Below are 17738 nucleotides of genomic sequence, written 5' to 3'. Positions count from 1 at the left end.
GACCGTGCTGGTACGCAGACGTACCAACCTGACATCGCGTCAGCATACCGGTCGGTATCTGGATGTCCAGTCGCTCAGGCGGCGCCTCCGCGCTCAGGCGGCCTGAGGGATCAAGCCGTTGGGGTTGAGCACGTACTTGCGCGCCGCCCCCTTGTCGAAGTCCTTGTAGCCCTGCGGCGCCTCGTCGAGCGTGATGACCGTCGCGTTGACGGCGTCGGCGATGTGCGCCTTGTCGTTGAGGATGGCCATCATCAACTCGCGGTGGTACTTCATCACCGGGCACTGGCCCGTCGTGAAGCTCACCGACTTCGCCCACCCCGTGCCGAGGCTCAGCGAGAGCGAGCCGTGCTTGGCCGCCTCGTCCTTGGCGCCCGGGTCCTCGGTCACGTACAGGCCGGGGATGCCGATCCTGCCGGCCGCGCGCACCAGCCTCATCAGCGAGTTGAGCACCGTCGCGGGGGCCTCCGCCGCGTTCTTGCCGTGGCCGCGGGCCTCGAAGCCCACGCAGTCCACCGCGCAGTCGACCTCCGGCCTGCCGAGGATCTGCTCCACCTGGTCCTCGGGCTCGCCCTGCGTGATGTCCACCGTCTCGCAGCCGAACGAGCGCGCCTGCTCCAGCCGGTCGGGGATGGCGTCGGCCACGATGACCACCGCCGCGCCGAGGAAGTGCGCGCTGTAGGCGGCGGCGAGGCCGACCGGCCCCGCACCCGCGACGTACACGGTCGAGCCGCTGCCCACGCCCGCCGTGACGCAGCCGTGGTAGCCGGTCGGGAAGATGTCTGACAGCATCGTCAGGTCGCGGATCTTCTCCATGGCCTGATCCTTGTCGGGGAACTTGAGCAGGTTCCAGTCCGCGTACGGCGTCATGACGTAGTTGGCCTGGCCGCCCGGCCACCCGCCCATGTCGACGTAGCCGTACGCCGCGCCCGGGCGCCCGGGGTTCGTCGTCTCGCACACCCCGGTGTTGCGCTCCTTGCAGTTGCGGCAGCGCCCGCACGCGATGTTGAACGGCACCGACACCAGGTCTCCGACCTTGAACAGCTCGACGTCGCGGCCGACCTCGGCGATCTCGCCGGTGATCTCATGGCCGAGGATGAGCCCCTTCCGCGCGGTGGTCCGGCCGCGCACCATGTGCTGGTCGGAGCCGCAGATGTTCGTCGACACGATCCGGACGACGGCACCGTGGTCGAGCTTGCGCCCCACGTTCTCGGGCGGGACGCCCGGCCCCTCCTTCAGCTCGAACTCGGGGTATGGGATGTCCTGGACCTCGACGGTCCCGGGGCCCAGGTAGACGACGCCGCGGTTCTTGTCGGCCATGGTGGGGCTCCTTGTGCTCGGCTCTCGACCGCGGCAGAGCCGGCTGACGCGGCCTCGTCCCCCATGTGTGCCCGCTGGGACCGGAGCGCGGCGCGCTCCGGTCCCGGTCGGTTCGGACGCTGACGGTCCGAGCCGTCGCCTCAGCCCTTGCCGGTGACCGTGAAGCTGTCGCTCAGCTCCGCGCTCGACGAGTCGCCGGCGAAGACGTCGATCTGCCCCGGCTCGACCGTGAAGCGACCGGAGTTGTCGTAGAACCCGACGTCGCCGGCGTCCAGCCGGAACGTCACGGTCTTCTTCTGGCCCGCGTCGAGCGTCACGCGCTGGAACCCGCGCAGGCGGCGCACCGGCTGCGACAGGCTGGCCACGGGGTCGTGGAGGTACAACTGCACCACCTCGTCACCCGCCCGCGAGCCGGTGTTCTGCACGTCGACCGACGCCATCACGCTGCCGCGCTGCGACATCGACTCGGTGCTCAACTGCAGGTTGTCGATCTTGAACGACGTGTAGGACAACCCGTAGCCGAACGGATACAGCGGCGCGCAGGTCTTCAGGTCCCGGTAGCGCGAGTTGTACTTGCTGGTCGCGTCGCACGGCCGACCCGTGGGGTCGTGGTTGTAGTAGATCGGCACCTGGCCGACGCTCTGCGGGAAGCTCACCGGGAGCTTGCCGCCGGGGTTGACCTTGCCGAACAGCACGTCGGCGACCGCGTTGCCGGCCTCGATGCCCGGGAACCAGGCCTCGAGGATGGCCGGCGAGGCGTCGGCGACCTTGCCGAGCGTCAGCGGGCGGCCGTTGAACAGCACGACCGTGAACGGCTTGCCCGTCGCCTTGATCGCGTCGATCAGGTCCTGCTGGCGGCCCGGCAGGTCGAGGACGCTCCGCGACTCGGCCTCACCGCTCTGGCCACGCGTCTCGCCGAGGGCGAGCACGACCTGGTCGGCGGCCTTCGCCGCGTCGACCGCCGCCGCGAAACCGGCGTCGGAGCCGCACTCGTTGGCCGGGTCGTAGAGATCGTTGTCGATCATCTTGCAGCCCTCGGTGAACGTCGTGTTGGGGTTCTGGGCCTTGATGCCCGTGAACACGCTGACGGCGTCCTCGTCCTTGCCCTGGCCCCACCACGGCCCGAGCATGTCGTGCTGGTCGTCGCCCAGCGGCCCGATGACCGCCACCGACTTGCCCGGATCCAGCGGCAGGGTGTTGTCATCGTTCTTGAGCAGGACCATCGAGCGGCCGGCGGCCTTGCGGGCGGCGGCGCGATCGTCGGGCTGCAGGGTCTTGCCGGCGATCGCGGCCTGGTCGACGTAGGGATGGTCGAACAGCCCGGCGCGGAACTTGACGCGCAGGATGCGGCGCACCGCGTCGTCGAGCCGCTTGCTCGTGATCTGCCCCGAGGACAGCAGCTGCTTGCCGTTGTCGCGGATGTTCTTGCTGACCATCTCGGAGTCGGTGCCCGCGTTCAGCGCCAGCGCGCCGGCCGACGGCCCGTCGGCCGCGACGCCGTGGCCGCACGATCCCTGGTCGGGGCTCTTCGGCGGGCAGGCCCGCAGCTCGTCGACGGCGGTGTAGTCGCTCTCGATGAACCCGTCGAAGCCCCACTCCTGCTTCAGGATGTCGGTCTCGAGATGCGAGTTGGCGCAGCCGGGCTCGCCGTTGATGGCGTTGAACGAGCACATGACCGTGTCGGCGCCCGCGTCGATCGCCGCCTTGAACGGCGGCAGGAACAGGTTGCGCAGCCGCTGCTCGGACACGTCGGTCGTGTTGTAGTCGCGGCCGCCCTCCGGGTTGCCGTACGCGGCCATGTGCTTCGGGCTCGTCACGACCTTGTCGGCCGCGCTGTAGTCGCTGCCCTGCGCGGCACGCACGCGCGCCGCCGCGAAGACCGAGCCGAGGTACGGGTCCTCGCCCGCGCCCTCGGAGATCCGGCCCCAGCGCGGCTCGTGCGAGACGTCGACCATCGGGGCGTAGATCTGCTTGATGCCCACCGCCGCGGTCTCGCGTGCCGAGATGGTGTTGTCGGCCGTCGGGACGTCCGGATCGAAGCTGCTGGCCTGCGCCAGCGGGATCGGGAACGTCGTGCGGTAGCCGTGGATCGTGTCGTAGGCGAACAGGATCGGGATGTGCAGCCGCGACTGCTCGACCGCGACGTGCTGCAGCGCGTCGATCTTGGCCGGGTCGACGAGGCTGAACACCCCGCCGACGCCCTTGCGCGCGTCGTCCTCGCTGACCTGGTTGTCGGCCAGCAGCTGGACCTGCTGCAGCTTCTCGTCGAGCGTCATGCGGCCGACGAGCTGGTCGACCTTGCGCTCGATGCCGCGATCCGCCGATCCTCGCGTGGGCTGGAGCGCCGTGTCGTCGTCCGCTCCGGTCCCCGCGATCACCACTCCGGCGGTCAGCGAGCTGCATCCGACGATCGCCGCGGCGATCGCGATCCTGCGTCCCCGATGTCCCACGATTCCTCCCAGCGTTGAGACCCGCCGTGGCCCACCCGGGCCACAGCCCGGCCAACGAGTCCCCAAGCCGGGCCCGGGTCAAACCTGTGTGGCGTCGGTTCGGGCCTCGCCCAGGGGGCTCGTTTCGCTGCGGGCCAGTGGGGACCCGGGCCTACGCGGCCGCCGGGAGGCCCGCGCCGGCCCACTCGTAGGGGTGCGTCGAGCGGTGCGCGTGGACGACCAGCCAGCCGCCCTCGACGTCGTCGCGCTGCAGGACCAGCGTCTCGCGCTGGCGGACCGGATCGGGCCGTCCGGCGAGATGCATGCTCACGACGTGCGTCGCCGTGGCGAGCGTGCCGGAGATCGCCCGGACGTCGAGCTCCCAGGCGTGGCAGGCCTCGAGGCGGTTGCCGTCGGCCGCCCAGCGCTCCCAGGCGTCGCGGAGCTGCTCGCGCGAGCGCAGGGGAGCGGCCTCGCGCGGGAGGATGAACGTGACGTCGGGGGCCAGACCGGCCAGGTATCGGTCCGCGTCGTCACCGTCGAGCGCGGCGACGAGTCCCTGGACGGCCGCGCGAACCTCGATGGACTGCGTCATGGGACCATTGAACCTCGGCGCGGCCGGGAGTTCCGGGCCTGGAGATGAGAGTTTCGTGTGAATCGGCCGACCGGCCGATGCTCCGGCGTGGATCCATGATTGGGGTGGGCCGCCGGGCGGGGCGCGGGTGCGGGCAGCCGCACCCGCGACGGTACGGAAGCGCACACCCCGGGGTCCCCGGGGGTGTCCCCGATGCGGTGGGGTCGCCCGATGGCGAGTCTGCCGCCATGCGCATCCCCCGCTCCCCTCGCAGCATCGTCCTGCCCGCCTGTGCCGCGGCCGCCCTGGCCGTCGCCCTGCCGGGCGCCGCCCACGCCGCGACCATCGCGGTCGACGGCGCTGGCACCTACACCTACACCGGCGCGCCCGGCGAGATCAACAACATCGACGTCCAGGGCTCGCCGGACGGCACCGTCACGTTCTACGGCCCCCAGAGCGTCCTCGTCAGCGCTGCTCCGGCGGGCTGCACGCCCAGTCCGCTGTACGGGATGTCGGTCGTCACCTGCCCCGCGCCCACGGCGGTCGTGGTGAACGGCGGCGACGGCGACGAGATCCTGAACGTGTCCTTCTCGGTGGTCGCGAGCCTGCCGGTCACCATCGACGGCGGCCCCGGCGCGGACCTGATCGCCGGCGACGCGGGCAACGACACCCTGATCGGCGGCCCGGGCAACGACAAGCTCGACGGCGGCAAGGGCAACGACATCCTCGACGGCGGCGACGGGGACGACACCCTCTTCGGCAAGGCCGGCGCCGACCGCCTCCTCGGCGGCGCGGGCGACGACGAGGTCGAGCCGGACTCCTCCGAGGAGCCCTCGGCCGACTACGTCGACGGCGGGCCGGGCACCGACCGGCTCGAATCCGACTACGGCTCCAAGTCCTACAACCCGCCGGCCACGACGCTGAGCATCACGCCGGACGCGGGCGCCGACGACGGCCGCCCGGGCGAGGGCGACGACCTGCGCAGCATCGAGCGCTTCACGCTGCACCACGGCACCCGCTTCGTCGGGACCGACGCCGGCGAGTACGTCAAGGAGCACCAGATCCTCGCGTCCGGCGACCTCGCCGGCAACGGCGGCAACGACGAGCTCATCGGCGCCGACGGCACCGACAAGATCGACGGCGGTGCGGGCGACGACCGCCTCGACGGCGGCTTCGGCGACGACACCATCGTCGGCGGCCCCGGCAAGGACATCATCTCGGGCGATCGCGCCGGCGGCGACTGTGGCCCGATCTGGTGCAAGTACCCCTACGGCAACGACACCATCGACGCCCGCGACGGCGAGATCGACTCCGTCACCTGCGGCGCCGGCGCCGACACCGTGCTCGCCGACGCCAGCGACGTCGTGGCGCCCGACTGCGAGGCCGTGACCCGCGGCGCCGCGGGCGCCGCGACCCCGGCGGTGGCCAAGCCGGGCGCGGGCAAGGGCGGGACCACGTCGTCCTCGGGCGCCCCGAAGCTGGCGCTCGTCAAGCGCGTGTCCCTGGCCGCGGCGCTGCGCAGCGGCGTCACGGTCAGGGTGACCGGCGCCAAGGCCGGCACGCTGAAGCTGACGGCGCGCCGCGGCACGACCGTCGTCGCGAGCGGCAGCGTCAAGGCCAAGGCCGGCAAGGCCGCCACCGTTCGCCTGCGCTTCACCGCTAAGGGCAAGCGCGCGCTGCGCCACGCCAAGTCCGCGACGCTGAAGATCAGCGGCGGCGGCGTGAAGGCCACGCTGGTGCTCAAGCGGGGCTAGGACCGGTCGCCGCGGGCGGCGCCATGGGCGTCGCCGGCGGCGGCGGCGCGGCGGGATCGGTCGCCTTCACAGCGGCGCCGACGTCGGCCAGCACGCCCTGCGCGCGCTGGTCGACGAGCCGCGTGAAGAGCTGCTGCGCCGAGCCGAAGACGATGGCGTACCCGAGGATCTGCGCCGACGAGTCCAGCGCGCTGAGCCCGGGCACGAACTGGGCGCGCATCAGCAGCAGGCCCAGCAGCGCGGTGATCGCCCCGGTCGGCAGCTTGAGGAACGCCAGCGCGATGGGCAGGCTGTAGGGCGTCGAGGTCCCCTGGATGCCGCGCAGCGCCACCGCGCCCGCGACGGCCCCGGCGATGAGGCCGATGATCTCCACGATGGCGATGTCGCCGCGCGAGGTGGTGTCGCGCACGGTCCGGTCGAGCGCGGTGGCCTGCTGCCCCTGGCTCACCGTCGACGGTCCGGTGCCGCTGGCGGCGGGCACCGCCCCGCCGTCCTGCGTGGCCACGACGCGGGGAACGGCGGTCTGCAGCGGGCACACGACCACGACCTCGCCCGGGGTGAAGCACAGCGGAACGGCGTCGTGCCACAGGAGCCCGATCACCGCCATCGTGGCGGCGCAGACCGTGAGCACGAGCGCGGCGAGGTACAGCACGTTGCGGAAGCTGCGCAGCCGCGTGACCTCCCGCCGGGCCTCCAGCGCGGAGCTGCGGAAGGCCGCCAGGACCGCCTCGCGGTCGCTGGCCGACAGCGTGTCGCGGTTCTCGACGGCGATGGCCTCCAGGCGCAGCAGCCGCGGATCGGTGGCCTGCAGGTGGCTCCTGACCTGCGCCAGCAGCGACGGCAGCTGCCCGCGGATGTAGCCGTCGGGCGCCATCCGGAGGATCGACGTCTCCGCGGCGTCGAGGTGGCCGATGGCGCGCTCGACCGACGCTCCACCGACCGCCGCCCGGCGCCGGCCCTTGCGGGCCTTCCCCTCGCCGGCCGCGGCATCGACGGCGGCGTCGAGGTGGTCGTCGATCGCCCGCGTCGCCTGGTGTCCGATCTGGTCGGGGTAGCGCTCGCGCAGCCAGGTGATGAGGAAGCGCAGCTCGGCGACGTGCACGAGCACCTGCTCGCGCCACGAGGCCGTGGTGGGTCCGCGGACGCCGAACGGCGGCGGACCGTCGCGCGGCGTCGGCGTGGGCGGAGATGCGGGGGACGGGTCGGCGGCCATGACGGCTCCCCCTGCATTGCAGAGTCTCGCTCAGCGTGCAGGCGCCGTGCGGAGCCGGTGGCCAAAGTGCACCGCTTTCGCCGCTCAAAGCGACGGACCCCGGGCGCTCGTGCCTAGACGAGCGGCCAGGTCGGCAGCCCGCGTCGTTCTCGGCCAGGCTCCGTGCCGCGGCTTCGGACGCCGGCGCTCAGGGCGCCGGCAGGCTGAACCAGAAGCGGCTGCCCTCGCCGGCGACGGAGTCGACGCCGATCGCGCCGCCGTTGCGCTCGACGACGCGCTGCGCGATGGCCAGGCCGAGGCCGGTGCCGGGGTAGTCGGCGGCGCTGTGCAGGCGCTGGAAGGGCCGGAAGAGGCGCGGGCGCTCGGCGGGGTCGACGCCGATGCCGTTGTCGATGACGTCGATCCGCACGCTGTCCTCCACGGCGGTGCTGCGCACGACCACGCGCGGCTGCTCGGGGTCGGCGAACTTCACGGCGTTGGACACCAGGTTGCGCAGGACCGACTCCACGTCGCGCGGATGGGCCCGCACCGCGGGGGCCGCAGCGTCGACCTCGACCGCGACGCTCGCACCGCGCGCCTCGATCGCGGCCTGCAGCTCGGCGACGACCACGGTGGTCGCGCCGGCGAGCTCGACGGTCGCGGCGGCGGGCGCCTCCTCGGCCGCCTTGGCGTAGCCGAGCAGGTCGTCGACGAGGCGCTGCATGCGCGCGACCGCCGCCGCGACGTACCCGAGGTAGGTCTGCCCGCTCTCGTCGAGCTGCTCGGCGTGGCGCTCTTCGAGGATCTGGGCGAAGCCGGCGACCGTGCGCAGCGGCTCCTGCAGGTCGTGCGCCGCGACGGCGGCGAAGCGGTCGAGCTCGCGATTGGTCTTGGCCAGGTGCGCGTTGGCCTCGCGCAGCGCCGCATCGGCGGCGCGCCGATCGCTCAGGTCGCGCGTGACCTTGGCGAAGCCGATCAGCGTGCCGGTCTCGTCGCGCACGGAGCTCAGCACCACGCTCGCCCAGAAGTGCGAGCCGTCCTTGCGGACGCGCCAGCCCTCCTCGTCGTAGCGGCCCGTGCGGCGGGCCACCTCCAGCTCGAACTCGGGATGGCCGGTCGAGCGATCCGCCTCGGTGTAGAACATCGAGAAGTGCCCGCCGATGGCCTCCGCGGCGGTGTAGCCCTTGAGGTTCTGGGCGCCCGCGTTCCACGTGGCGACGCAGCCGTCCGCGTCGATGAGGAAGATCGCGTAGTCGCGAACGCTCTCGACGAGGAGCGCGAGCTGACGGGCTTGGCTGTGCTCGGTCTGCGTGAACACGGCGTCGCCGTCTCCCATGGCTGGCACCGTGCGGCCCTCTCCCTCAGCGATCCCCGTTGCCGGCGGCACGCTCGGAGATGAAGCCGACGAGGTCGCCGAAGCGGTCCTTCAGGAAGTGACGCGTGGCGCCCGCCTGCTCGAACTGCCGCTCCGCACCCGGGACGGCGGTGAACGCCACGACCTCGAGGTCGGCCAGCAGCGCCTTGAGCTCGCGCGTGGTCGTGACGCCGTCCATGCCGGGCATGTTCTGGTCGACCACCGCGAGGTCCGGCGGGTCGGCCGCGGCGAGCGCCAGGGCCTCTTCGCCGCCGCTGGCCTCGAGGACCATCACGTTGCCGTTGTCGCTCAGCATCGCGCGCAACAGCGCGCGTATGTCCGGCGCGTCGTCGACGACGAGGACGCGCAACGGCTCGCGGTGGGGGGAGGGACGGTCCACAGATCTAGTAGTCGGCTCGTGACGACGAGAACTCCAGCCGGATGTGCCTCGTCGCAGGCTGTGCGGACCGTACCGATGGCGGCCCACTCCGCGCGTGCTCACGCAGACCGGCCGCCGGAGGCGAAATGTGCCTAGACGTTGGCGGCGCGGCGCGCCTTGAGGTCGATCGCGTCGAGGAGATCACCGAGCTGGGCCTGACGGCGAAGCAACGTGAGCCGCTTCTCCGTCGGGACGTTGCCGCCGTCGAGCTTCTCGGCGACGTTCGTCAGCTCCCTGACGACTTGTGTACGGTCGAGAATGCGGCGCATGTCACAAGGTTAGCGGGCCGGCCCAACGCCATCGCCCCGGCGGCGGCGATCGGCGAGTTCGCGCACGCGAACCTCTAAGATCCGGTGGGTGACGGGGGCCGCCGATGCCGCGGGCAAGGACCTGCTGCTCGAGCGCGGCACGGAGCTCGCGGCGCTCGAAACGCTGGTCGCCGCCGTCGCGGCCGGACGCGGTGGCGTGGCGCTCGTCGAAGGGCCCGCCGGCATCGGCTCCTCTGCCCTGCTGCGCGCGCTCCAGGACCGCGCGGGCGCGGCGGACCTCCCGATGCTGCGCGCGCGGGGCAGCGACCTCGGCCGCCACGTGCCGTTCGGCCTGATCCGCCGGTTGCTGGACCCCGCCGTCCGCGCACGTCCGGAGTTGCTCTCCCAAGGCCTGGCGGCCGTCGCGCGGCCCGTCTTCGACGGCACGCTCGGCGTCCTGCCCAGCGGGACCGCGCGGCCGCTGGTCGAGGGGCTCGTCGACCTGGTGGCCGGCGTCGCGCTCGCGGGCGCGGCCGGCCCGCTGATCGTCGTCGACGACGCCCATTGGGCCGACCGGGCCACGCTCCAGGTCCTGGCCGAGCTCGCGCTGCGAGTCGACGAGCTGCCGGTCGGCCTCGCGCTGGCCGTCCGCACCGGCGAGGACGCCACGGACCCCGCGCTGGTCGACCGCCTCCGTCTGGCCGCCGGTCCGGCCCTGCTGCGGCCCGCGCCGCTGACCGACGGCGCCGTCGCGCGTCTCGTGGAGCGCGACGTGCCGCACGCCCGGCCGAGCTTCGCCGCCGCCGTCGCCGCGGCCACGCGCGGCAACCCGATGCTCGTCGGCGAGGTGCTGGCCGAGGCGGCCGCGCGCGCCACCCGCGCCGACGGTCCAGCGCCTGCGGTCGCCGCGCTGGTGCCCGAGACCCTGGCGCGCTCGGTGCTCGTCGCGCTGGAGCGCATGGGCGAAGCGGCGCTGGCGCTCGCCGCCGCCGTGGCGGTCCTCGACGAGGGTCCGCTGCGCCGGGCGGCCGACCTCGCCGGGCTGGACGCCGCGACCGCCGAGGCCACGGCCGACGCGCTCGCCGCCCGCGACGTCCTCTCCCTCGGCGAGCCCGTGCGCTTCGAGCACCCCGTCGTCGCTGCGGCGGTGGTGCACGCGCTGACGCCGTTCGAGCGCGCACGCCTGCACCGCCGGGCCGCGGAGCGGCTCGCGGCCGACGACGTGGCCGACGAGGCGGTCGCGCCGTACCTGATGGCGGCGCGACCCGAGGGCGACCCGTGGACGGTCGGGGTGCTGCGGCGCGCCGCGGCCAGCGCGCTGGGCGGCGGCGAGCCCGCGACCGCCGCGCGGCTGCTGCACCGGGCGCTGGACGAGCCACCGCCCCCCGAGCACCGCGGCGAGGTGCTCGTCGAGGTGGCCCGCGCCGAGGCGGCCGCGGGCGACGGCGCCGCGATCGACCGCTTCGAGGCCGCGCTGCGGCGGGTCCGCGACCCACCCCACCGTGTCGCTGCGTGGCACGGCCTGTCGCGGTTGCTGCTGGCCCGCGCCGACGTTCCCGGTGCCGTGGCCGCCGCCGCCCGCGGGCACGCCGAGCTGGCCCCCGGCGATCCCGCGGCCGAGCTGCTGCTGGCCGACGAGCTGGCCGCGGCCGTGCTCGATCCCGCCCGGGCCGCCGACATGGCCGCGCAGCGCGCGCGGCTGGTCGAGGAGGTCCGAGCCGGCCGGCCACCGACCGAGCCGACGCTCCTGGCGCACCTGGTGATGCACCTCGGCTGGGGCGCCATCGACCTGCACCGCGTCCCGGAGCTGGCGCGCGCCGCCGTGGCCGAGGATCCGCTCGTCGACCCGCACGCGCGCGGGTTCGCCGCCGCGTTCGTGGCCGGCGCGCTGAACTGGGTCGACGACCTCGACGGTGCCGCCGCGATGCTCGACGCCGCGGTCCTGCGGGCGGCGCAGCTCGGCGATCCGGTCGCCGAGGCCAACGTCCGCTGCACCCGCGCGTGGACGTCGCTCTACCGCGGGCGCATCCCCGACGCGCGCCGCGACCTCGAGGCCGTCGCCGGGCTCGACCGCCTCGCGTGGCCGCTGCTCACCGGCCTGGCCGCGCAGCCGCTCACGCTCGTGCGCCTGGAGCTGGGCGACGTGGCCGGCGCCGCCGCCGCCCTCCAGCAGGCCGAGGCCGCGGGACCGCAGCCGGGCGACAACTGGCTGCGCGGGCACGTGCGGCTGGCCCAGCGCGACGCCCAGGGAGCGCTGGAGGCGTTCCTCGCCGAGGGGGCGCTGCTGGAGGACGTCCTCGGCCTCGCCAACCCCAACGTGCTGTCGTGGCGTACGGGGGCGGCGGTCGCGGCGCACCGCCTGGGCGACGGAGCGCGCGCCGGCGCGCTCGTGGCGCAGGAGCTGGATCGCACGCGGGAGCTCGGCCTGGCGCGGGCGCTCGGCGCCGCCCTGCGCGTCGCGGGGTTCGTCGCCGCCGACGCTGCGGCGGGCCTGGAGCTCTTGGAGGAGTCGGTCGCGGTCCTGGACGGCACCCCCGCGCGCCTCGAGCTGGCGCGCTCGCTCACCGAGCTCGGCGCCGCACGGCGGCGCGATCGCCGCCGGCTCGACGCGCGGCCGGTCCTGGAGCGCGCGCTCGAGGTCGCCGACGCCTGCGGCGCGACGGCGCTGGCCACGCGCGCGCTGGGTGAGCTGCAGGCCGCCGGGGCACGGCCGCGGCGGCGCACGGAGTCTGGGCCCAGCGCGCTGACCGCCAGCGAGCGGCGCGTCGCCCAGCTGGCGGCCGAGGGCGCGACGACGCGCGAGATCGCCACGCAGCTCAGCGTCTCGCCCAAGACGGTCGAGACGCATCTCACACGGACCTACCGCAAGCTCGGCGTGCGCTCGCGTCCCGAGCTGCCCGAAGCGCTGGCCGGGGGCGTGCCACCCCCCGTCTGAGCGGCGGGCGGCCGGTATCGTCCGGCGCTGTCTTCCAGCGAGGTGAGGAGCGTCCCGTGGCCGTTCGTGTAGGAGTGCAGGTCCAACCGCAGCATGCCGACTTCGACGGGATGCGCCGTGCGTGGCGCGAGGCCGAGGAGCTGGGCGTCGACACGATCTTCACCTGGGACCACTTCTACCCGCTCTACGGCGAGCCCGAGGGCAAGCACTTCGAGGCGCTGACGACGCTCGCGTCGATGGCCGAGGTCACCGAGCACGCGCAGATCGGCGCGCTGGTCATCTGCAACTCCTACCGCAACCCCGAGCTGCTGGCCGACGCGCACCGGACGATCGACCACATCTCCGGCGGTCGCGTCATCCTCGGCATCGGCGCCGGCTGGTTCGAGAAGGACTACGACGAGTACGGGTACGAGTTCGGCGACGCGCCGGCGCGCCTGCGGGCGCTCAAGCGCGACCTGCCGCGGATCCGCGAGCGGCTCGGCAAGCTCAACCCGCCGCCGGTCGGCGAGATGCCGATCCTCATCGGCGGCAGCGGCGAGAAGGTCACGCTGCGGCTCGTCGCCGAGCACGCGAACCTCTGGCACGGCTTCGGCGACGCTGCGACGTTCGCCAAGAAGAACGAGATCCTGCTCGGCCATTGCGACGCCGTGGGGCGCAACCCCGGCGAGATCGAGCGCACCTGGGGCATCCAGGCCGACGCGCTCGACAGCGCCGACGACCTGCTGGCCGCCGGCGTCGACCATCTCATCGTCGGGCTCGGCGGCGACGGCAAGGGCTACGACCTGGGTGCGGTGCGCGAGCTCGTGCAGTGGCGGGATGGGGCTAACGGGAGGGCGTCGAGCGCGGCGTAGGGTCGGGCGCCTGTGGGTCGTTCGGGCGGGGCTGGCGCTCCGTTCGAGGCGCTGCCGGTGGCGCGGGGCGGCGCGATCGTCGAGCGCTACGACGAGGGCCCGATCCGCGACGCGATCGCCGGGGCGCTCGAGCTGCGGCTGTCGGCGGTGCTGGGGTAGCGCCGACGTCGGCGGTCGGAGGCGACCGCTCATGGATTTGCGTGACGGCCGCCCGCGGGGCGGTCGTTTGCGTTGGGGGGTGGCGCCGTGGGGCGCTGGTCGCGGGGCGGGCGTTCCGGGGTCGGCGTGGTTGGCGGCGCCCGCTGGGGTCGGGGCGTGGGCGTCGCGGTTGCGCGGGATCGCTGACGAGCACGCGGCGGGGCCGGGGCGCGTGCGCCGCGGGCGTCCGCGGAGCCGTGGGGGCCGGGTGGGCCGGGTGGGGTGGGGCCGCGGCGTTCGGGCCCACCCCGGGGTGTGGAGTGCCGCGCGGTGGCGGTGGGCCTGTTGGGCGCGGTGGGGCCGCGGTGTACGGGCCCACCGCGGGGTGTGGAGGGCGGGGCGGTGGGGGTGGGCCTGTTTGGCGCGGTGGGGCCGCGGTGTTCGGGCCCACCCGCCCCGGGGCGCTGGCGGACGACCGGGCGCGCCGGAGCCCGCGACGCACGCTCGCTCTCGTCATCGCCGACGGTCCACGCCGCGTGGCGTCACCGGCCCGCGCTGGGCGCCGGCCGCCTCGGCGGTGCGTCGGTCGGCCCACGGCGCCCGCGGTAGGGCCCGGGCGCCGGCCGTGGGGTCAGTCCGCGACGGACGCCGGCAGCGACGCCAGCGCCTCGCGCAGCTCGTCGACGCCGACGTAGTCCAGGCCCACGGCGTGGATCTTGCACCAGGCGATGGTGCCGCTCTCGTCCACGATGAAGGTCGCGCGCTGCGTGCCGACCACGGGCGGGTCACGCCGTGGCGTTCGGGGGCGATGACGAGTGCGTGATCGGGGGCGCCGGCGCCGGGTGTCCTCCGCGGGCGCCGCGGGTGGGGTCGTTCGGGCGTGAACGGCGCCCGCCGGCGAAAGGCACCTGGACGTTGAGATACAACGGCCAGGTGCCGCTCGCGGGCCCGCCCGCCGACGGATGGCTTTTTTCCGTTGAGATACAGCGTCAACTCGCCATCCGTTCCGCGGACGCCCCGGGCTGGCGCGGCGCCCGCGGAGGACACGCCAGCGTCCGGGCCCGCTTGCGCACTCGTCAGTGATCCCGGACCACGCGCCGCCGCACGTCCAGCGCCCCGAACGGAGCGCCATCCACGCCCACACGCGCCCGCCCAGGCGCCGTTCAGGCCCTATTCAGGCGCCGTTCAGGCGCCGATGCCATCCTCGGACCCCTTGACGCACACGCTCGTCCTCGCCTCCATCACCGGCACGCTGACCGACTGGGTCGGGCAGCATGGCGCCTACGCGGTCTTCTTCATCATGATGATCGACGCGGTGCTGCCCGCCGGCGGCGAGATCACGATGCTGTTCGCGGGTGCGCTGGCGGCGGGTGCGATCGCCGACCACCACCCGGTGCTCCTGGGCCACACGCTTCAGACGGGCCTGGAGAGCTACCTCGTCCTCGCCGCGGCGGGCACCGTCGGGTACCTGGTGGGGTCGCTCATCGGCTGGGCCATCGGGCGCTACGGCGGGCGACCGCTGCTCGAGCGACACGGCCGCTGGCTGCACCTCGACGCCGAGAACCTCGATAGAGCCGAGCGCTGGTTCGACCGCCACGGCCGGTCTGCGGTCTTCCTCGGCCGGCTGACCCCGGTCGTGCGGTCCTTCATCTCGATCCCCGCCGGCGCGCTGGAGACCCCGCTCGTGCCCTACACGCTCCTCACCCTGCTCGGCTCGGCGATCTGGTGCTTCGCCTTCGCGGCCGTCGGGTGGGCGCTGGGCGACCGGTGGGATTCGGTGCACCGCGCCTTCACCGGCGTCGAGGTGCTCGTCGTGGTGGTTGCGCTCGCCGGCGGCGCGGTGCTCCTGCACCGCAGCCGGCGCGGGCGGGTCACCCGCGCGTGACCCGCCTTTAGGAGACCCACGCGCCTACCGCGGCAGCTCGACCACGAACGCGGCGCCCCCGCCGCCGGCGTCGGCGACCGCCACGACGTCGCCGTTGGCCGCCCGCGCCAGGCGCCGCGCCAGCGGCAGGCCGAGGCCCGAGCCGGCATGGCCGTCGCCCTCCTGCAGCCGGACGCCCGGCTCGAAGACCCGCTGGAGAGCGTCGGCCGGCACGCCCGGCCCGTCGTCGAGGACCGTCACGGTCACGCGGGCGCCGTGCACCCCCGTCGCGACCCGCACCGCCGTGCGCGCGTGGCGCGACGCGTTGTCGAGCACGGGCCCGAGGATCCGCTCGACCACCTCGGCGTCCACGCCCACCGCCACCGGCCCGGCCGGCAGCTCGACGTCCAGCGCGACGCCCTGCTCCGCGCACGCCTGCGCCCACCCCTCGCGCAGGCCGCCGAGGACCGCCCGCAGCTCGCTGCGCCCGCGGTCCAGCCCGGCGTCCGCGCGCGCCGCTGCCATGAGCGTCTCGAGGATCCCGCTCATCTGCCCGGCCGAGCGCACGATCGAGTCATAGGCCTCGAGTCGCTCGTCCAGCGGCCGGTCGCGGCGCTGCAGCAGCTCGGCCTCGGCGACGATCCGCGAGAGCGGCGTGCGGAGCTCGTGCGACAGCTCGGCCGACAGCCGCTGCTCGTGGCGCAGACTCGCCGCGACGCGATCCAGCAGCGCGTCGAAGGTGTGCGCCAGCTCGCCCAGCTCGTCGGGGCGCGCGGAGGCGCCGAAGCGCCGCTCGGGCGCGTGCTCGCTCCAGTCGGACGCGTCGCGCGTCATCACCCGGACAGGTCCGAGCGCCCGGCCGATCGTCTGGCGCGTGACCAGGAACATCGCCGCCAGGAGCACCAGCGCGAGCGCGACCGACCCGATCTCCGCCAGGTCGGTCGTGCGGTCGTAGGCGCTCAGCGACTGCGCCGCGACGATCGTGCCGACCTGCCGGCCGCCGTCGACGATCGGCGACGCGTACAGCCGCACCTCGCGGCCGCCGGGCAGGTCCTCGAAGACGCGTGACTCGCCGGCGAGCGCGTCGGCGGCGCGCTGGAGCCCGGGGTCGCCCGGCGGCCGCTCGATCGCCCGCGTGCCGTCGTAGATCCACACGCGCCGGTCGACGGCGCCGTCGTTGGGCGCCTCGGACGCCGTGATGCGCCCGTCGTTGACGCGCACCGTCGTCGCCGCGGCCGCGGCCTGCGCGCGCAACCGGTTGTCGGCGTCGCCGCTGAGGCTGCCGGCCAGCAGCAGGTTGAAGGCGATGGTCAGCGCACAGATGGCGACCGCGGCGACGAGCAGCGCGACGGCGGTCAGCCGCCCCCGCAGCGTGCGGAACCGCGGCCGCCTCATCCGAGGCGGTAGCCCACGCCGTGCGTGGTGCTGATCCCGAGCTCCAGCTCGAGCTCGCGCAGCTTGCGCCGCAGGCGCGCGACGTACTGGTCGAGCGTGTTGTCGTGGACGATCGCGCCCTCGGGCCAGGCCGCGCGCACGAGGTCGCGGCGGCGCAGCACCACGCCGGGGTTGGCCGCCAGCGCGGCGAGCACCCGGAACTCGGTCGGCGTCAGCGCAACCTCGCGCTCGCCGTTGGCCGCCGCGTGCGTCGTCGGGTCCAGGCGCAGCGCCCCGACCGTGGTGACAGGGTCGGCCCCGGCCCGGCGCAGCAGCGCCTTGAGCCGCGCGACGAGCTCGTCGAAGTGGAAGGGCTTGGTCAGGTAGTCGTCGCCGCCGGCGCTGAAGCCGGCGAGGCGATCGGTCACCGCGTCGCGCGCGGTGAGGAAGAGCACCGGCGCGCCGATGCCCTGCGCGCGCAGCGCCTGGCAGACGTCGCGCCCGTCGGCGTCGGGCAGCCCGACGTCGACCACGAGCGCGTCGACCGTCTCGCGCGCGGCCGCCAGCGCGGAGGCGCCGTCGCCGACGGCGGTCACGGCGAAGCCCTCCTCCTCGAGGCCGCGCGTGACGAGCGAGCGCAGCTCGGGATCGTCCTCGACGACGATGAGTCGGTGAGCTGACACCATCTCAGCGTAGACCCCCGGGCGCAAACCTGAACGTCAGCAGTCAGGCTTCGTTCAGGCCGCGGCCTGCAGCGCCGCGACGATCGCAGAACTATACAGCACCGCTGTAGACATTCCGATAGGATCCGCGCGATGACCGACGCCGCCCCCGACGTCGCCCGCACGGCCGCCGATCTGCGCCTCGCGCTCGGCCGGCTGGTCCGGCAGGTGCGCCGGGAGGCGTCGCTTCTCCCGATCGGGCAGGCCGCGGTCCTCGGCCACCTCGACCGCACGGGCCCGATGACCACGAGCGACCTCGCGGCCGCCGAGCGCGTGCGCCCGCAGTCGATGGCGCGCACCGTCGCCCTGCTCGTCGGGCTCGGCCTCGTCGAGCAGGCCCCCCACCCCACCGATGGCCGCAAGATCCTGGTCTCGGCCAGCGCCGCCGGCCGCGCGGCGCTCGAGGATCAGCGCGAGCGGCGCGCCGGCTGGCTCGCCGAGGCCATCGCCGAGAAGCTCACGCCCGCCGAGCAGAAGACGCTGGCCAGCAGCGTCGCGCTGCTCGGGCGACTGACCGAACGCTGATCGCCGCCGCAACTCTGACCGG

Annotated in this window: 16 protein-coding genes; 6 read left to right on the top strand and 10 right to left on the bottom strand. The window is 74.4% G+C overall.

Features of this window, described 5'->3' with window-relative positions:
- Positions 1-93 precede the first annotated feature (93 nt).
- The 3 genes from fdhA to VK501_RS02635 all read right to left on the bottom strand — a co-directional run bounded on the left by fdhA (position 94) and on the right by VK501_RS02635 (position 4341).
- Entirely contained in the window at positions 94-1317 is a 1224-nt protein-coding gene (gene fdhA / locus VK501_RS02645; protein WP_324334362.1) for a formaldehyde dehydrogenase, glutathione-independent, read from the bottom strand.
- 140 nt (positions 1318-1457) lie between these two features.
- Entirely contained in the window at positions 1458-3767 is a 2310-nt protein-coding gene (gene bglX, locus VK501_RS02640) for a beta-glucosidase BglX (RefSeq protein ID WP_324334360.1), read from the bottom strand.
- Positions 3768-3918: 151 nt separating this feature from the next.
- A complete protein-coding gene (locus VK501_RS02635; RefSeq protein ID WP_324334358.1) occupies positions 3919-4341 on the bottom strand; it encodes a YybH family protein in 423 nt (140 codons plus the stop codon).
- A 227-nt stretch (positions 4342-4568) separates the two neighbouring features.
- Between VK501_RS02635 and VK501_RS02630 the strand changes: the two genes are divergently transcribed.
- On the top strand, positions 4569-6074 hold the full coding sequence (locus tag VK501_RS02630; protein ID WP_324334355.1) for a calcium-binding protein: 1506 nt from the start codon (positions 4569-4571) through the stop codon (positions 6072-6074).
- On the opposite strand, the gene VK501_RS02625 is transcribed toward VK501_RS02630, so the two are convergent.
- The 4 genes from VK501_RS02625 to VK501_RS02610 form a co-directional block, all read right to left on the bottom strand.
- Positions 6061-7287 (bottom strand): hypothetical protein, encoded by a 1227-nt coding sequence (locus VK501_RS02625; RefSeq protein WP_324334353.1) that lies wholly within the window; start codon positions 7285-7287, stop codon positions 6061-6063. The genes VK501_RS02630 and VK501_RS02625 overlap by 14 nt on opposite strands.
- 187 nt (positions 7288-7474) lie before the next feature.
- Entirely contained in the window at positions 7475-8602 is a 1128-nt protein-coding gene (locus tag VK501_RS02620) for a sensor histidine kinase (protein WP_324334351.1), read from the bottom strand.
- Positions 8603-8627: 25 nt separating this feature from the next.
- Positions 8628-9020: a response regulator gene (locus VK501_RS02615; RefSeq protein WP_324334349.1), complete on the bottom strand. Its 393-nt coding sequence runs from the start codon at positions 9018-9020 to the stop codon at positions 8628-8630.
- Between the two features lie 131 nt (positions 9021-9151).
- Positions 9152-9328 carry a hypothetical protein gene (locus VK501_RS02610; RefSeq protein WP_324334347.1) on the bottom strand — a complete coding sequence of 59 codons (177 nt, stop codon included), beginning with the start codon at positions 9326-9328 and terminating at the stop codon, positions 9152-9154.
- 88 nt (positions 9329-9416) lie between these two features.
- Between VK501_RS02610 and VK501_RS02605 the strand changes: the two genes are divergently transcribed.
- The 3 genes from VK501_RS02605 to VK501_RS02595 all read left to right on the top strand — a co-directional run bounded on the left by VK501_RS02605 (position 9417) and on the right by VK501_RS02595 (position 13252).
- The gene (locus tag VK501_RS02605; RefSeq protein WP_324334345.1) at positions 9417-12242 is read left to right on the top strand and encodes a LuxR family transcriptional regulator; all 2826 of its coding nucleotides are present in this window, start codon (positions 9417-9419) and stop codon (positions 12240-12242) included.
- A 110-nt stretch (positions 12243-12352) separates the two neighbouring features.
- Positions 12353-13093 (top strand): LLM class F420-dependent oxidoreductase, encoded by a 741-nt coding sequence (locus tag VK501_RS02600; RefSeq protein ID WP_414641036.1) that lies wholly within the window; start codon positions 12353-12355, stop codon positions 13091-13093.
- A gap of 12 nt (positions 13094-13105) precedes the next feature.
- A complete protein-coding gene (locus tag VK501_RS02595) occupies positions 13106-13252 on the top strand; it encodes a hypothetical protein (RefSeq protein WP_324334341.1) in 147 nt (48 codons plus the stop codon).
- A 610-nt stretch (positions 13253-13862) separates the two neighbouring features.
- Here the strand turns inward: VK501_RS02595 and VK501_RS02590 are convergent.
- Positions 13863-14009, bottom strand: a complete 147-nt coding sequence (locus VK501_RS02590; RefSeq protein ID WP_324334339.1) for a hypothetical protein — start codon at positions 14007-14009, stop codon at positions 13863-13865.
- Positions 14010-14444: 435 nt separating this feature from the next.
- Here VK501_RS02590 and VK501_RS02585 point away from each other — a divergent pair, with 435 nt between their 5' ends.
- On the top strand, positions 14445-15116 hold the full coding sequence (locus tag VK501_RS02585) for a DedA family protein (RefSeq protein ID WP_324334337.1): 672 nt from the start codon (positions 14445-14447) through the stop codon (positions 15114-15116).
- A 24-nt stretch (positions 15117-15140) separates the two neighbouring features.
- On the opposite strand, the gene VK501_RS02580 is transcribed toward VK501_RS02585, so the two are convergent.
- Both VK501_RS02580 and VK501_RS02575 read right to left on the bottom strand, forming a co-directional pair.
- Positions 15141-16490: a HAMP domain-containing sensor histidine kinase gene (locus VK501_RS02580; RefSeq protein ID WP_324334335.1), complete on the bottom strand. Its 1350-nt coding sequence runs from the start codon at positions 16488-16490 to the stop codon at positions 15141-15143.
- Positions 16487-17155 carry a response regulator transcription factor gene (locus VK501_RS02575; protein ID WP_349260961.1) on the bottom strand — a complete coding sequence of 223 codons (669 nt, stop codon included), beginning with the start codon at positions 17153-17155 and terminating at the stop codon, positions 16487-16489. The genes VK501_RS02580 and VK501_RS02575 overlap by 4 nt, the downstream gene beginning before the upstream one ends.
- 129 nt (positions 17156-17284) lie before the next feature.
- On the opposite strand from VK501_RS02575, the gene VK501_RS02570 reads away from it, so the two are divergent.
- A complete protein-coding gene (locus VK501_RS02570) occupies positions 17285-17716 on the top strand; it encodes a MarR family winged helix-turn-helix transcriptional regulator (RefSeq protein WP_324334331.1) in 432 nt (143 codons plus the stop codon).
- The last annotated feature ends 22 nt before the right edge of the window (positions 17717-17738 follow it).

This window comes from Baekduia sp. (assembly GCF_035318805.1).
GTDB lineage: Bacteria > Actinomycetota > Thermoleophilia > Solirubrobacterales > Solirubrobacteraceae > Baekduia.
This window is presented reverse-complemented; position numbering and strand designations above follow the sequence as displayed.

Coding starts and splice junctions, on each gene's coding strand:
- VK501_RS02570 (WP_324334331.1), top strand. CDS start 17,285: ATGACCGACGCCGCCCCCGACGTCGCCCGCACGGCCGCCGATCTGCGC.
- VK501_RS02630 (WP_324334355.1), top strand. CDS start 4,569: ATGCGCATCCCCCGCTCCCCTCGCAGCATCGTCCTGCCCGCCTGTGCC.
- VK501_RS02575 (WP_349260961.1), bottom strand. CDS start 17,155: ATGGTGTCAGCTCACCGACTCATCGTCGTCGAGGACGATCCCGAGCTG.
- fdhA (WP_324334362.1), bottom strand. CDS start 1,317: ATGGCCGACAAGAACCGCGGCGTCGTCTACCTGGGCCCCGGGACCGTC.
- VK501_RS02610 (WP_324334347.1), bottom strand. CDS start 9,328: ATGCGCCGCATTCTCGACCGTACACAAGTCGTCAGGGAGCTGACGAAC.
- VK501_RS02600 (WP_414641036.1), top strand. CDS start 12,353: ATGCGCCGTGCGTGGCGCGAGGCCGAGGAGCTGGGCGTCGACACGATC.
- VK501_RS02625 (WP_324334353.1), bottom strand. CDS start 7,287: ATGGCCGCCGACCCGTCCCCCGCATCTCCGCCCACGCCGACGCCGCGC.
- VK501_RS02635 (WP_324334358.1), bottom strand. CDS start 4,341: ATGACGCAGTCCATCGAGGTTCGCGCGGCCGTCCAGGGACTCGTCGCC.
- VK501_RS02580 (WP_324334335.1), bottom strand. CDS start 16,490: ATGAGGCGGCCGCGGTTCCGCACGCTGCGGGGGCGGCTGACCGCCGTC.
- VK501_RS02620 (WP_324334351.1), bottom strand. CDS start 8,602: ATGGGAGACGGCGACGCCGTGTTCACGCAGACCGAGCACAGCCAAGCC.